Below are 13,644 nucleotides of genomic sequence, written 5' to 3'. Positions count from 1 at the left end.
GCTCGACGAGGCGCGGCTTGCCGAGGCGGTGTTCGTGCGCACGGCGATCGAATGCGCGGTGGCGCGGCGCCTGGCCGAGCGGCGCGCCCGCCTGGACGAACTGGCCCCCCTGATCGAGCGCCAGCGCCAATCCGCCAAACGAGACGATTATCGCACCTTCTTTCGCCATGACGAGGCGTTTCACGCCGCGCTGGCAAGGCTGGCCGGGGTGCCGAACGCCTGGCGTCTCATCCGGTCCATGAAGGCGCATGTCGACCGTCAGCGCCTGGCTCTGATGTCCTCGATCAGGGGGCGGTCCATGCTGGCCTTCGATCAGCATCTGGGCGTGGTCGGCGCGATCGAGGCCGGCGATGCGGATGCCGCCGAGCGGCAGATGCGCCGGCATATTCATTCGGTGCTTGAAACCGATGCGACAACCGGTCACGATCACGGCCAGGATGCCGAAGGGGCGCTTGCGGGCACTCGGAAGGCGCACTAGCATACCAGTATCTTGTGGGAGGAGATATCCATGACTGGACGTTTTTCGAAGACCCTCGTGCTGGGTGCGGCCGCGTTCGCGCTGATGGCCGGCACCGCGCTCGCCGAGACCGAACTGCGCATGGCGTGGTACGACGATGGATCGGAAAGCATCGTCATGCAGGAACTCCTCGACCGGTTCGAGGAACAAAACCCCGACATCACGGTCGTCCTCGACGTGGTGCCCTATCCGGCGATCCGCGACAGCCTGCCGGTTCAACTCGCCGCCGGAGAGGGCCCCGATCTCGGTCGGATCACCCTGTTTGGCAGCCTGTCCCAGTATTTCCTCGACCTGACGCCCTACATCGAGGATCCCGCCTACTGGGAAGCCAATTTCGGCCCCTTCCTTGAGTGGATGCGGCCGCCCGGCGAGGACGACGCGATCTCCGGCTTCATGACGCAGCTGACGGTGACCGGACCTTACGTGAACAAGACGCTGTTCGAGCAGGCCGGCGTCGACATGCCGGGCGAGGGCGCGAGCTGGGACGACTGGGCCGCGGCGACCAGGGCGGTTGCCGAAGCGCTCGATGTCGCCCTTCCGATGGTCTGGGACCGGTCCGGCCACCGGATGTCGGGGCCGGCCATCTCGATGGGCGCGGCGATGTTCGACGCCGAGGGCAACCCCCTGCTCAATGATGACGGCATGCGGCTGATGGCCGAAAAGCTGGTGCAGTGGCACGAGGACGGCACCATGGGCAAGGAACTGTGGGGCTCGGTCTCGGGTTCGCAATATGTGGCCGGCAACGAGGAGTTCACCAACGCCTCGGCCGTCCTCTACATGGCGGGCTCGTGGGTGATTCCGCAATTCGCCCAGAACATCGGCGATGCGTTCGACTGGTGGGCCGTGCCCGCGCCGTGCGGGCCGGCGGCCTGCACGGGAATGCCCGGTGGCGCCGGGGTCGTCGCCTTCAGCGACACCGAGCACCCCGAAGAGGTCGGCCGGCTGATGGACTTCCTGTCGAGCGAGGAGGCGCTTGCCGAGTTCTATGGCCGCAACCTGTTCATTCCCGGTCACCTGGGCCTGGCCGAGCGGGGCATCGAGTTCGACACCGACGATCCGCGCGCCAGCCACGCGCTGTCGACCTTCGCCGCCGCCGTGCCGGGCATTTCCGATACCGCCTATGCGCTCCAGGGCTACGCCAACAACCGCGTGATGTTCGACGCGCTGATCTCCCGCGTCGGTCAGGCCGTGGTCGGCGAACTGACCGTCGAGGAAGCGCTGCAACGCGCCCAGGAGGACGCCGAGCAGCAGATCGCCGAGCGCGAACGCGAGGGCTGACCGGGGCCTTGTCGCCATCCGGCACACCATCGCAGGCGCGGCCCGTGCCGGGGCCGCGCCCTTGCCTCTTGCCGCTGTCGGCGCCGGCCAATGCTGGATCGTCCCATGTCGACGGTTGATGCGCCACCGCGGGCCGATCCCGTCGGGTTGGCCGCCAGGCTGAGCGGGGTCGTTGCCTGGCCGCTCGGCTTTTTGGCGGCCATCATCGACGTGCCGTTCCGCTTTCTCCAGCGTGTGTTCGGCATCGGCGCGATGCCTTACCTCTTCATTCTGCCGAACATGATCTTCTTCGGTCTGTTCGTCGTCATTCCGCTGTTCGTCAATTTCGCCTTCTCGGTCACCGGGGGCACCAATCTGTTCTTGCAGGACCGGCCCTTTGTCGGCGCCGAGCAGTACGAGTTCCTGGCCGCCTGCGCCAACCATTTCGATCCCGCCACCTGCCGCGAGGACCGGTTCTGGCGCGGCATCTACAACACGATGGTGTTCGTGTTCTTCCAGGTTTCGTTCATGGTGCTGTTTTCGCTGATCACGGCACTGATCCTCAACCGGGACATTCGGGCGCGCGGCTTCTTCCGCGCCGCGTTCTTCTTCCCGGTGCTGCTGTCGCCGGTGGTGGTCGCGTTGATCTGGAAATGGATCCTGCTCCGCGACGGGGTGCTGAATGCCGGGCTCGTCGGCATGGGGTTCGAGCGCATCCTGTTCTTCGTCGATCCGCAATGGTCGATGTTCTGGGCGGTGTTCGTGTCGATCTGGGCGAATATGGGCTTCTACACGCTCATTCTGCTGGCCGGCCTCCAGGCCATCCCGCCCGATCTTTACGAAGCCGCCGAGATGGACGGCACCAGGCCCGAGCGCGTCTTCTGGCGCATCACCCTTCCATTGCTGTGGCCCAACATGCTGGTCGTCATCGTGCTCGCGCTGATCAAGGCGGTGCAGGTGTTCGACGAGGTGTTCGTGCTGACCGGCGGCGGGCCGGGCACGGCGACGCAGTTCATCGTCCAATACATCTACACGACCGGCTTTGCGGGCGCGGTGCAGAATTTCGGCCTGGCGGCGGCGGCCTCCGTCGTGCTGGGCGCGGTGCTGTTCGTCCTGACGCTGCTTCAGCTTGCCGTCGTGCGCAGAAGGGATCGGGCGTGATGGCCGATGTCGCGGCCACGCCGAACCGGACCTTGGCCGGCATCCTGACCGCGAGGCGCGGGCGCGGCCGGCTGCACTGGACCGACGTCTTCACCTATGTCTATCTGGCGCTCGGCGTGGCGCTGATGTTCGGACCCGTGGCGTGGCTGGTGCTGTCGTCCTTCAAGACCCAGGCCGGCATTCTCGAATTCCCGCCCACGCTCTTGCCGTTGGGGCAGATATCCGCCGAGGTGGAGGGCCATGACGATCCGCTGCCGCTGTTCCGCGTGACGATGGAAGACGGCTCGGTGCGCGAGCTTGCCCAGATTCGCCGCGTCGGCATCGTGGCGCAGATGGTCGATCCCGACGATCCCGGCGAGCGTCTCGACGTGCCGATCGCCGATCGCGAGCCGATTCGCGAGTTCCGCATCGCCTGGGAGAACTACACCGAGCCGCTCGAACGGTTCAACTTCCTCACCTACCTCAACAATTCGGTCATCGTGACGGTGGCGGCGACGCTGATCACGCTTTTGATCAACTCGATGGCCGCCTATGGGCTGGCGATCTACGAGTTCCGGGGGCGAAACGCGGTCATGCTGTTCGTGATCGGCACGCTGATGATCCCGATCACGATCATTCTCGTGCCCACCTATCTCGTCGTCACGCAACTGGGCATGGTCAACACGCTGTGGGCGGTGATCATACCGGGCTGCGCGACGCCGACCGGCGTGTTCCTGCTGCGGCAATATATGCTGACGATCCCGCGCGACCTGATCGAGGCGGCGCGCATGGACAAGGCGTCCGAATGGCAGATCTACTGGCGCATCGTTCTGCCGCTGTCGCTGCCGGCGATCGCGGTGCTGGCCATCTTCTCGGTGATGTGGCGCTGGAACGATTTCCTGTGGCCGCTGATCGTGCTGAACCGCTCGGAGGTCTACACGCTTCAGATCGGCCTGAACGCCTTCCAGGGCGAACTCAACGTGCAGTGGCATTTCGTGCTGGCGATGACGGTGGTCGCGCTGATCCCGGTCACGGTCGTCTTTGCGTTCCTGCAACGGTTCATCACGACGGGCATCGCCTCGTCGGGCATGAAGTAAAAGGGGGGGCGATGACGGAAATCCAGCTCAACGGCGTGCTGAAGGCCTATGGCGACGTGGAGGTCATCCACGGCATCGACCTGCATGTGCATTCGGGCCAGTTCGTCGTCTTCGTCGGCCCGTCGGGCTGCGGCAAGTCGACCCTTCTGCGCATCATCGCCGGGCTGGAACAGGTGACCGGCGGCGAGGTGGTGATCGACGGGGACGTGGTCAACGCGGTCCCGGCCTCCGAGCGTGGGCTGGCCATGGTGTTCCAGTCCTATGCGCTTTATCCGCACATGTCGGTCTACAAGAACATGGCGTTCGGGCTGGAAAACTCCAAGATGCCGCGCGCGGAGATCGACAGCCGCGTGCAGGAAGCGGCGGGCATGTTGCAGATCACGCCCTATCTGAACCGCCGGCCCAAGGCGCTCTCCGGCGGCCAGCGCCAGCGCGTCGCCATCGGCCGGGCGATCGTGCGCGATCCCAAGGCGTTCCTGTTCGACGAGCCGCTGTCGAACCTCGATGCCGAACTGCGCGTGGCCATGCGCAAGGAACTGGCGGCGCTGCACGCCAAGCTCGGCGGCACGATGATCTACGTCACCCACGATCAGGTCGAGGCGATGACGCTGGCCGACACGATCGTCGTGCTCAATGCGGGCCGCGTCGAGCAGGCCGGCACGCCGCTCGACCTCTACAACCGGCCCCGGAACACGTTCGTCGCCGGCTTCATCGGCTCGCCGCGCATGAATCTGATGCAGGCGGTCGCCGAGCCGGGAGCGGGAGGCGGCATGGAACTGGTCGCCGGCGGCCAGCGCATCGCGCTGCCGGCGATCGATGGGATCGAGCCGGGCGACACCGTCACCTTCGGCATACGGCCCGAGCATATGGACATAGTGGACGAGGCCGATGCCGACATGTCGGCATCGGTCGATCTGACCGAGCAGCTTGGCGGCGAGACCTATCTGTTCTGCACGCCCGAAGGGCTGCCGCAGATCACGGTGCACCGGCTCGGCCAGTTTCCGGTCCGGCGCGGCGAGACGGTGCATCTGCGCCTCCAGCGCGCGGTGCTGCACCTGTTCGACCGGGACGGCAGGGTCGTGACAAACGGCATCGGGGAACCGGGCCCGGCGAACGGGGCTGCGCGATGACATCCGAACCGTTCGGGGTCGGCGTCGTCGGCACGGGCATGGCGGCCAAACCGCACGCGCTTGCGCTGAACGATCTGGCCGGCCGGATCGCGGTGCGCGGCGTCCATTCGCGCACGGCCGAAAGGCGTGCCGCCTTCTGCGCCGAGCATGGCTTCGCCGAGGCGGCCTCGCTCGATGCGCTGGCGGACGATCCGGCGGTCGGGGCGGTCATCGTGATCACCCCGCCCGATCAGCGGCTCGAACTGGTCGAGCGGTTCGCGGCCGCCGGCAAGCACATATTGATGGAAAAGCCCCTCGAACGCACCAGCGAGGCCGCGCGCCATATCGTCGAGACCTGCGAAAAGGCCGGGGTGCACCTGGCTATCGTCTTCCAGCACCGCTTCCGGCGCGCCTCGCAAGTGCTTGCAAGACTTGTGTCCTCCGGCGATCTGGGCGCGATCGGTCTTGTGCGGGCCGCTGTTCCTTGGTGGCGCGAGCAGAGCTATTATGACGAGCCGGGGCGCGGCACCTATGCGCGTGACGGCGGCGGCGTGCTGATCTCCCAGGCGATCCACACGCTCGACCTGATGGTGTCGATCGCCGGACCGGTCGCCCAGGTTCAGGCGGTGGCCGGCACGACGCCGTTTCATCGGATGCAATCCGAGGACTTTGTGGCCGGCGGGCTGCGCTTTCAAAGCGGCGCGATGGGGTCGGTGATGGCGACGGTGGCCGCCTATCCCGGCGAGGCGGAATCCATCGCGCTCGATTGCGAGAACGGCTCGGCGCACCTGCAATCGGGCACGCTGACGCTCAGGTGGCGCGACGGGCGCATCGAGACCTTCGGCGAGGCGGCCGACGGCACGGGCGGCGGCGCCGACCCGATGGCGTTTCCATTCGACTGGCACCGCGACCTGATCGCCGATTTCGTCTCGGCCATCCAGGTCGGCCGTCCGCCGGCGGTCACCGGCCGCGACGCGCTGAAGGTGCACGATCTGATCGATGCGCTCATTGCGTCTTCGCGCGAGGGGCGCGCGGTCACGATCCGGGAAGGGGGCTGATCCATGTCGTCAGTGACGGTGGGGGTGATCGGCATCGATCACCGGCACATTTACGGCCAGTTGCAGGGCATGCTGAACGCCGGCGCGACCTGCAAGGGCTGGTGGACCGAGGGCGAGCCGCAGCCGGTCGAGGGGTTCGTCAAGCGTTTCGCCGACGTGCCGAGGGTCTGCGACCGGCGGGCGCTGCTCGACGATCCTCGGATCGATCTGATCCTGACCGCCGACGTTCCGGCCCGCCGCGCCGAGCGCGCCATCGAGGCGATGCGGGCGGGCAAGGACGTCATGACGGACAAGCCCGGCTGCACGACGCTCGACCAGCTCGACGTGATCAGGGCCACGGTCGCCGAGACGGGCCGCATCTGGTCGGTCGACTATTCCGAGCGCTTCGAGGTGCCCGCCAACCAGAAGGCGGTCGAACTGGTCGCCGACGGGGCGATCGGGCGCGTGGTGCAGACGGTGGGGCTCGGCCCGCACCGGCTGAACCGGCATTTGCGCCCGGACTGGTTCTTCGTCGAGGAGCGCTATGGCGGCATTCTGGTCGACATCGCCAGCCACCAGATCGACCAGTTCCTGTTCCTCACCGGCTCCGACGATGCCGAGATCGTGGCGTCCTCGGTGGGCAATTTCGCCCATCCGGGCGATCCAGGCCTCAACGATTTCGGCGAGGTGCTGCTGCGCTCCGACCGGGGCCAGGGCTATGTGCGCGTCGACTGGTACACGCCGGACGCGCTGCCGACCTGGGGCGACGGGCGGCTGACGATCCTGGGCACCGAGGGGACGATCGAGCTGCGCAAATATGTCGATCCGTGCGGGCGGCCGGGCACCGACCACCTCTTTTTGTTCAACGGCGAACGCTATGAGTATTGCGATGCCTCGGGCGAGCCGCTGACATATTTCGACCGCCTTGCGGCGGACGTGCGCGATCGCACCGAAACGGCGATGCCGCAGGCCCATTGCTTCAAGGTGATGGAGCTTGCGCTCAAGGCGCAGGCGCAGGCCGCCCGCCTCGGCAACCTGCGCCCTTGACCGTGCCGCGCGCCCGGTGCGCGAGAACGCCTGTCAGCCGGTTCTGGCCAGGCACGTCTCGAACGATGTCGCCATCGCATCGAGCAGCGCGAAATAGAGGTCGGGGCCGTCGGCGAGCGCCGCGCCGAGCGGATCGAGCACGCCGCCGCGCGCCTCGGTTCCCTCGATGACGACGTCGATCAGCTTGGGCTCGAACTGCGGCTCGGCGAAGACGCAGGTCGCGCCCAGCTCTTCGATCCGGGTCTGTATGTCGCGCAGCCGCTCCGGACCGGGCATGATTTCCGGATTGACGGTGATCGAGCCGGCCGACCGCAGCCCGAAGCGGTTTTCGAAATATTGATAGGCATCATGGAAGACGATGAAGCCGGTTTCCTCGAACGATGCGAGACGGCCAGTGATGTCCGCCTCAAGCGATGACAGCCTGTCGAGGGTGGCGGCCGCGTTGCGCGCATAGGTCTGCGCATTGTCGGGGTCGGCGGCGCTGAGCGCCCGCTCGATCGCGCCGACGAACAGCGCCGCGTTTTGCGTATCGAGCCAGACATGGGCATCATGGACCTGGCCGTCGTCATCGCCGTGTCCCGCGGCCTCGTGATCGTGTCCGTGATCGTCATGCCCGTGATCGCCGTGCCCATGATCGTCATGCCCATGGTCGCCGTGCCCATGATCGTCGTCATGCTCCTCGAAGGCACCGCCCTCGCGCACGTCCAGCAGCGTCACGCCATCGATGGCCATCAGGGCCACGTCGGTCGCGTCCGCCGCCAGCGTCGCCACCGTCCCGTCGAGGAACGTTTCCATATCCGGCCCGACCCAGAAGACGAGATCGGCGTCCTGCAAGGCGGCGGCCTTGGACGGCCTGAGGTCGTAGCCGTGTGGCGAGGCGGCCCCCTCGACCAGGAGCACCGGCGTGCCGACACCGTCCATCACCGCGCTGACCAGCGAATGGACCGGCTTGATGGAGGCCACGACATCGGGCGCGGCCAGGGCCGGAGTGCCTGCGAGCGCGGTGGTGAGTGCGAGGGCCGGGGCGGCGGGGTGAATTCGGTGCATGGGTCTTCCTTGCGCTGGACGGTGACGGTGGGGTGACATATGGTAGGTAACGTTATACCATAACGCATTGCTATGATGCATAGCCTATGGGATAAGCGATGACAAGCCGCTTCATCGCGCCCGCGTCCTTGGCTCGGCGCGGTCGAAGGGTGGCCGAAGGGACGGGCGGCTGAAGGGAAGGGCTGCCGAAGGAAAGTCACACCGATGCTGAAACCTGCCGAACCGCTGGTGCGCCTTGAGGGCGCGGGCATCGAGCGCGCCGGGCGCTGGCTCGTGCGAGGCGTCGATCTGACCGTGCGCCCGCGCGAGATCGTCACCCTGATCGGCCCGAACGGCTCGGGCAAGTCGACGACGGCGAAGATGGCGCTCGGGCTGATGGCGCCCGATGCGGGAACCGCCACGCGCAAGCCGGGCCTGACCGTCGGCTACGTGCCGCAGGCGCTTGCCCTTGACTGGACCGTGCCCCTCACCGTCGAGCGTTTCATGCGGCTGACGGCCAGGCCGTCGGACGGGGAGGTCGCCGCCGCGCTCGATGCGACCGGTTGCGCCGGCCTGCGCCGGGCGCAATTGCAGGCGCTTTCGGGAGGCGAGCTCCAGCGCGTGATGCTGGCCCGCGCCCTGGCGCGCAAGCCGGAGCTTATGGTCCTGGACGAGCCCGTTCAGGGCGTGGACTTCACCGGCGAGATCGCGCTCTACGAGCTGATCGCGCGCATTCGCGACGACTGGCATTGCGGCATCCTTCTGATCTCGCACGATCTGCATGTCGTCATGGCGGCGACCGACCGGGTCATCTGCCTGAACGGGCACATCTGCTGCGAAGGCACGCCGGTGTCCGTTGCGGCCAGCGACGCCTACAGGCGCCTGTTCGGCCCCCGCGCCGGCGAGGCGCTGGCGGTCTATGAGCACCGTCACGATCATACCCATCTGCCGGATGGGCGGGTGCGCCACGCCGACGGCTCGATCACGGCCGGCTGCCATCCGGGCGATGGCCGTCGCGATCGGGCCGGGGATGCGGACGCCGCCGGGGAGGATGCGCGGGGAGACGGGCATGCTCGATGATTTCTTCGTCCGGGCGCTGGTCGCCGGCGTCGGCGTGGCGTTCGTTGCGGGCCCGCTCGGCTGCTTCATCGTCTGGCGCCGCATGGCCTATTTCGGCGACACGCTTTCGCACGCCGCGCTTCTGGGCGTGGCCCTTGCGCTCCTGCTCGAACTCGACGCGACGCTGGGCGTGTTCGCGGTGGCGCTGGTCGTGTCGCTGACGCTGTTCGCCCTGCAAAGGCGGCAGAACCTGTCATCGGACGCCTTGCTGGGGCTTCTCGCCCATTCGACCCTGGCGATCGGCCTGGTCGTGCTCGCTTTCATGACGTGGGTGCGGTTCGATCTGATGGGTCTTTTGTTCGGCGATATCCTGGCCGTCTCGCGCGGCGATATCGCGATCATCTATCTGGGAGGGGCGCTGGTGCTGGCCGGGCTGGCCCTTGTGTGGCGCCCCCTTTTCGCCGCCACCGTCAGTTCCGAGCTGGCGCAGGCCGAACGCATGAACCCGCGTCGTGTCGATCTGGTCCTGATGGTGCTGTTGGCGGTCACGGTGGCGATCGCCATGAAGATCGTCGGCGCGCTGCTGATCACCGCCATGCTGCTGATCCCCGCCGCGACCGCGCGCCGCTTCTCGACCGGCCCCGAGCAGATGGCCGCTCTCGCCGCGCTGATCGGCGTTGCGGCCGTCATTGCCGGCCTGTTCGGCTCGCTTGAATGGGACACGCCGTCCGGACCCTCCATCGTGGTTGCGGCCGTCGTCCTTTTCGGCTTGAGTCTGCTGCCGTTCGGCCGTATCGGCGGGGCCGGGAGGTCCGCCGATGATCGATGAATGCAACACTCCTCATGACGCCGCACCGCTCACGCGGAACCAATCGCTCGTGCTTGATGTGCTGACCGGGTCCGATGGCCCGCTCAGCGCCTACGCCATTCTGGATGCTTTGCGGAACGAGGGGTTCCGCGCGCCTTTACAGGTCTATCGCGCGCTCGAAAAGCTTGTCGGGGAAGGCCGCGTGCACCGGCTCGAAAGCCTGAATGCCTATGTGGCCTGCCGGCATTCGCACGTCGAGGCGCACGAAACCATCGCCTTTGCGATCTGCGACCGGTGCGGGGACGTCCGCGAACTCGAAGATACGGCCGTGGCCGACGATCTGGACCGGCTTGCGGCGGGCGCCCATTTCGCGCTTCGCACGTCGGTGGTCGAGTTGCGCGGACTGTGCGCGACCTGCGGCGACTGACATCCATTCCCAACTATGGCTTGCACATGATTTGCAACTGCGTCATGTTGGGGCCATGGCTGATTCGGGGCCTATCAGCAGAAAGCAGATCAGCGCCGCCGAGCTTGAGGCGGCGTTGCGCCATGCCGGCGTGCGCATCACGCGGCAACGCAGCGCGATCGTGCGGACGCTGACCGAGTCCGACGATCACCCTGACGCCAATGAGCTGTACCGGCGGGCGAGCGCCATAGAGCCGACCGTGTCTTTGTCGACGGTCTACCGGACGCTCGGCATTCTGGAGGACAAGGGCGTGATCCATCGGCTGTCCTTCGAGGGGGCGCCCGCCCGGTTCGAGACCGCCGATGCGCCGCACCATGACCATATGATCGATCTTGACACCGGCGACGTGATCGAGTTCCGCTCCGAGAAGATCGAACGCTTGCAGGCCGAGATCGCGGCCGAACTCGGCTATGACATCGTCTATCACAAGCTCGAACTCTACGGCCGCAGGAAAAAGTCGGTCTGAGGCCGCCGCGCCGATGCGAAGGGCAATGACGAGGAACGACGCGCCACGCCTGTCGGCGGCAACCCTCGGCCGGGCCGGCGACCGGGTGCGCAAGCCGGCCTATGACCGTTCGCGGGTCACGCCGGGCATCGTGCATCTGGGCATCGGCAATTTCCACCGCGCCCACCAGGCGGTCCATATCGACGATTGCCTGAGCGCCGATCCGGGCTGGGGGATCGTCGGCGCGAGCCTCAGGCGGCCGGACATGCGCGATGCGCTCATGCCGCAGGACTGGCTTTATACGGTCGCGGTGCGCGATGGCGCGGGCACGCGGCCGCGCATCGTCGGCGCCTTGTGTGACGTGGTGTTCTGCGGCGGGACGACCGCGCCCCTGCTGGCGGCGATGACGGACCCGGCGATCCGGATCGTGTCGATCACCGTCACCGAAAAGGGATATTGCCGCAATCCGGCGACGGGCGACCTCGATCCCGGCCATCCGGCGATCGTGGCCGATCTGTCGGCGGCGCGGCCGCCATCCTCGGTGCCGGGCCTGCTGGTCGCCGCGCTCAAGGCCCGGCGCGCGGCCGGCCTTGCGCCCTTCACCGTGCTCAGTTGCGACAATCTGCCCGCCAACGGCCGCACGGTGAGGCGCGTCGTGACCCAATATGCCGCCCGGCTCGACGATCGCCTGGCCGCCTTCATCGAAGGGACGGTGGCGTTTCCCGAAACCATGGTGGACCGCATCGTGCCGGCCACGACCGACGGGGACCGCGCCGAGGTCGAGGTGATGACCGGCCTGCGCGATGCGTGGCCGGTGATGGCCGAACCGTTCACGCAGTGGGTCGTCGAGGACGCGTTCTCGGGTCCGCGTCCGGATTTCGCGGCGGCGGGGGCGCAGATGGTCGCCGATGTCGCGCCGTTCGAGACGATGAAGCTGCGCATGCTCAACGGCGCCCATTCGGCGCTGGCCTATCTGGGCCTTCTCGCCGGCCACGAAACGGTCGCCGGGGCGATGGGCGATCCGGTGCTGGCGCGCCTGGTTGCGCGGCTCTGGGACGAGGTGATGCCGACGCTCGCCATGCCGCGCGCCGGGATGGACGCCTATGCGCGGGCGCTGACCGGGCGGTTCCTGAACACGGCCCTGCGCCACAGGACCGCGCAGATCGCCATGGACGGCAGCCAGAAGGTGCCGCAACGCCTTCTTGCGGCGATCGCCGACCGGCGCGCGCAGCGGCGCGGCCATGATGCGCTGACGATAGCGGTCGCCGCCTGGATCGCCTATGTCGCAAGTCGGAAGGGCGCCGTGGACGATCCCATGGCTGCCCGTTTCACCGCGCTTGCCGAGGCGTGCCTGCCCGATCATGCCGCGTTCGCCGGCCGGATGGTCGGGCTGCGCGCGGTCTTCGCGGACCTGGCCGATGACGGGGCGTTTCGCGATGCCGTGGTCGCGCGCGCCTCGGCGCTCGTCGAGCGGGGTGTCGGCGCCGCCCTGGCCCGATAGCATCGCCGCCTATCGGGGCTCCTTGCCCGGCGTGCCGCCGTCCGGGTCGCGCGGATCGAACCGCACGAAGAGCCCCCAGAAGCACAGCGCCGCAAGCGCCAGGAAGAAGACGCCCCAGCCCACCGAGGCCATGACGATCTCGAACGTGCCCCATGTCGCGCAGACGGCGACGATGGCGATGCGCCGCCACAGCGGGCGAAAGAAGGGATGGTCGAAGTCGAAGAATGTCCGCATGGCCGTGTCCGTTGCTGGCCGACGGTCTGACCATTCGGGCGGGCAATTGCAAGCATCGTCGTGCCCGCCGCCGGCGAAAGGCGGCGGATCGCGCATTCTCAACGCTTTGGGTGCCATCGTCGACAGATCGATCCGGCCTGCCGCATTCCGCATGGCTAAGAATACGTTTTTCCATTACATGCGATAGCCGGGGTCACCGGGATGGGGGCGCGCAATCCGGCACCCGAACCATTCAGCCGAAAGCGGCGCGAAAGGCACCGATCATGAACGCACCCGTGACCAGCGACCCGGCGACCGTGCCGACCTATGACGATGTGCTTGCCGCCCATGCGCGCATCGCGCCGCATATCCACCGCACGCCGGTCCTGACCTCGGCCTATCTGAACGCATTGGTCGGGGCCGACCTGTTCTTCAAGTGCGAGAACTTCCAGAAGGCCGGCGCGTTCAAGGCGCGCGGGGCGTCCAACGCCGTGTTCGGTCTCGATGGCGGGAAGGCGGCAAAGGGCGTGGCGACGCATTCTTCGGGCAATCACGCGCTGTCGCTGGCCCACGCCGCCGGCCGGCGTGGCATCGCCTGCCATGTCGTGATGCCGCGCACCGCGCCCGAGGCCAAGAAGGCGGCCGTGCGCGGCTATGGCGGCCTGATCACCGAGTGCGCGCCCTCCATGACGGCGCGCGAGGCGGCGTTCGCCAAGGTGCAGGCGGCGACGGGCGCCGAATTCGTCCATCCCTACAACGATCCGCGCGTGATCGCGGGGCAGGGCACGTGCGCCAAGGAGCTGATCGAGGACGTGCCCGACCTGGACGCGGTGATCGCGCCGATCGGCGGCGGCGGCATGATCTCGGGCTGCTGTCTGACGCTTTCCCATCTCGCGCCGGGCGTCGATGTCTATGCCGCCGA

The 13,644-nt window shown here is 67.5% G+C and carries 15 protein-coding genes; 13 read left to right on the top strand and 2 right to left on the bottom strand.

Annotated features, from left to right (window positions below; all coding sequences use genetic code 11):
- The 7 genes from AC5E6L_RS08820 to AC5E6L_RS08790 form a co-directional block, all read left to right on the top strand.
- Positions 1 to 478, top strand: a 478-nt coding sequence (locus tag AC5E6L_RS08820; protein WP_491772686.1) for a GntR family transcriptional regulator, incomplete at its 5' end; no start/stop codon positions are given.
- 30 nt (positions 479 to 508) lie between these two features.
- Positions 509 to 1,795 (top strand): ABC transporter substrate-binding protein, encoded by a 1,287-nt coding sequence (locus tag AC5E6L_RS08815; RefSeq protein ID WP_491772684.1) that lies wholly within the window; start codon positions 509 to 511, stop codon positions 1,793 to 1,795.
- Positions 1,796 to 1,900: 105 nt separating this feature from the next.
- Complete coding sequence (locus AC5E6L_RS08810; RefSeq protein ID WP_491772682.1) at positions 1,901 to 2,935, top strand: carbohydrate ABC transporter permease; 1,035 nt, start codon at positions 1,901 to 1,903, stop codon at positions 2,933 to 2,935.
- Complete coding sequence (locus AC5E6L_RS08805; protein ID WP_491228327.1) at positions 2,935 to 4,011, top strand: carbohydrate ABC transporter permease; 1,077 nt, start codon at positions 2,935 to 2,937, stop codon at positions 4,009 to 4,011. The genes AC5E6L_RS08810 and AC5E6L_RS08805 overlap by 1 nt, the downstream gene beginning before the upstream one ends.
- Before the next feature lie 11 nt (positions 4,012 to 4,022).
- Positions 4,023 to 5,141 (top strand): ABC transporter ATP-binding protein, encoded by a 1,119-nt coding sequence (locus tag AC5E6L_RS08800; RefSeq protein WP_491228326.1) that lies wholly within the window; start codon positions 4,023 to 4,025, stop codon positions 5,139 to 5,141.
- Positions 5,138 to 6,178: a Gfo/Idh/MocA family protein gene (locus AC5E6L_RS08795; RefSeq protein ID WP_491228325.1), complete on the top strand. Its 1,041-nt coding sequence runs from the start codon at positions 5,138 to 5,140 to the stop codon at positions 6,176 to 6,178. Before AC5E6L_RS08800 ends, AC5E6L_RS08795 begins: the two co-directional genes overlap by 4 nt.
- 3 nt (positions 6,179 to 6,181) lie before the next feature.
- Positions 6,182 to 7,204, top strand: a complete 1,023-nt coding sequence (locus AC5E6L_RS08790) for a Gfo/Idh/MocA family protein (RefSeq protein WP_491772679.1) — start codon at positions 6,182 to 6,184, stop codon at positions 7,202 to 7,204.
- Positions 7,205 to 7,237: 33 nt separating this feature from the next.
- Here AC5E6L_RS08790 and znuA read toward each other — a convergent pair whose 3' ends face one another.
- Entirely contained in the window at positions 7,238 to 8,251 is a 1,014-nt protein-coding gene (gene znuA, locus AC5E6L_RS08785) for a zinc ABC transporter substrate-binding protein ZnuA (protein ID WP_491228323.1), read from the bottom strand.
- Between the two features lie 204 nt (positions 8,252 to 8,455).
- On the opposite strand from znuA, the gene AC5E6L_RS08780 reads away from it, so the two are divergent.
- From AC5E6L_RS08780 to AC5E6L_RS08760, 5 genes are read left to right on the top strand one after another with little or no spacing between them, the layout of a single operon-like run.
- Positions 8,456 to 9,310, top strand: a complete 855-nt coding sequence (locus AC5E6L_RS08780) for an ATP-binding cassette domain-containing protein (RefSeq protein ID WP_491228322.1) — start codon at positions 8,456 to 8,458, stop codon at positions 9,308 to 9,310.
- Entirely contained in the window at positions 9,300 to 10,118 is an 819-nt protein-coding gene (locus AC5E6L_RS08775) for a metal ABC transporter permease (protein ID WP_491228321.1), read from the top strand. Before AC5E6L_RS08780 ends, AC5E6L_RS08775 begins: the two co-directional genes overlap by 11 nt.
- Entirely contained in the window at positions 10,108 to 10,524 is a 417-nt protein-coding gene (locus AC5E6L_RS08770) for a transcriptional repressor (RefSeq protein ID WP_491228320.1), read from the top strand. Before AC5E6L_RS08775 ends, AC5E6L_RS08770 begins: the two co-directional genes overlap by 11 nt.
- 55 nt (positions 10,525 to 10,579) lie before the next feature.
- Complete coding sequence (locus tag AC5E6L_RS08765) at positions 10,580 to 11,029, top strand: Fur family transcriptional regulator (protein WP_491228319.1); 450 nt, start codon at positions 10,580 to 10,582, stop codon at positions 11,027 to 11,029.
- 25 nt (positions 11,030 to 11,054) lie between these two features.
- Positions 11,055 to 12,509, top strand: a complete 1,455-nt coding sequence (locus AC5E6L_RS08760) for a mannitol dehydrogenase family protein (protein WP_491228318.1) — start codon at positions 11,055 to 11,057, stop codon at positions 12,507 to 12,509.
- 9 nt (positions 12,510 to 12,518) lie between these two features.
- Here the strand turns inward: AC5E6L_RS08760 and AC5E6L_RS08755 are convergent, their stop codons facing one another.
- Complete coding sequence (locus AC5E6L_RS08755; RefSeq protein WP_491228317.1) at positions 12,519 to 12,743, bottom strand: DUF3329 domain-containing protein; 225 nt, start codon at positions 12,741 to 12,743, stop codon at positions 12,519 to 12,521.
- A gap of 263 nt (positions 12,744 to 13,006) precedes the next feature.
- Here AC5E6L_RS08755 and AC5E6L_RS08750 point away from each other — a divergent pair.
- On the top strand, positions 13,007 to 13,644 hold a 638-nt coding region (locus tag AC5E6L_RS08750), incomplete at its 3' end, for a pyridoxal-phosphate dependent enzyme (RefSeq protein ID WP_491772674.1).

This window comes from Roseitalea sp., assembly GCF_984466335.1.
Note: the sequence above shows the minus strand (reverse complement) of the source record. Positions and strands in the feature narration are given on the sequence as shown.

Excerpts from the sequence above, each read along its gene's own strand:
- AC5E6L_RS08765 (WP_491228319.1), top strand. The coding sequence starts at position 10,580 with ATGGCTGATTCGGGGCCTATCAGCAGAAAGCAGATCAGCGCCGCCGAG.
- AC5E6L_RS08775 (WP_491228321.1), top strand. The coding sequence starts at position 9,300 with ATGCTCGATGATTTCTTCGTCCGGGCGCTGGTCGCCGGCGTCGGCGTG.
- AC5E6L_RS08760 (WP_491228318.1), top strand. The coding sequence starts at position 11,055 with ATGACGAGGAACGACGCGCCACGCCTGTCGGCGGCAACCCTCGGCCGG.
- AC5E6L_RS08810 (WP_491772682.1), top strand. The coding sequence starts at position 1,901 with ATGTCGACGGTTGATGCGCCACCGCGGGCCGATCCCGTCGGGTTGGCC.
- znuA (WP_491228323.1), bottom strand. The coding sequence starts at position 8,251 with ATGCACCGAATTCACCCCGCCGCCCCGGCCCTCGCACTCACCACCGCG.
- AC5E6L_RS08790 (WP_491772679.1), top strand. The coding sequence starts at position 6,182 with ATGTCGTCAGTGACGGTGGGGGTGATCGGCATCGATCACCGGCACATT.
- AC5E6L_RS08770 (WP_491228320.1), top strand. The coding sequence starts at position 10,108 with ATGATCGATGAATGCAACACTCCTCATGACGCCGCACCGCTCACGCGG.
- AC5E6L_RS08815 (WP_491772684.1), top strand. The coding sequence starts at position 509 with ATGACTGGACGTTTTTCGAAGACCCTCGTGCTGGGTGCGGCCGCGTTC.
- AC5E6L_RS08755 (WP_491228317.1), bottom strand. The coding sequence starts at position 12,743 with ATGCGGACATTCTTCGACTTCGACCATCCCTTCTTTCGCCCGCTGTGG.
- AC5E6L_RS08805 (WP_491228327.1), top strand. The coding sequence starts at position 2,935 with ATGGCCGATGTCGCGGCCACGCCGAACCGGACCTTGGCCGGCATCCTG.
- AC5E6L_RS08780 (WP_491228322.1), top strand. The coding sequence starts at position 8,456 with ATGCTGAAACCTGCCGAACCGCTGGTGCGCCTTGAGGGCGCGGGCATC.
- AC5E6L_RS08800 (WP_491228326.1), top strand. The coding sequence starts at position 4,023 with ATGACGGAAATCCAGCTCAACGGCGTGCTGAAGGCCTATGGCGACGTG.
- AC5E6L_RS08795 (WP_491228325.1), top strand. The coding sequence starts at position 5,138 with ATGACATCCGAACCGTTCGGGGTCGGCGTCGTCGGCACGGGCATGGCG.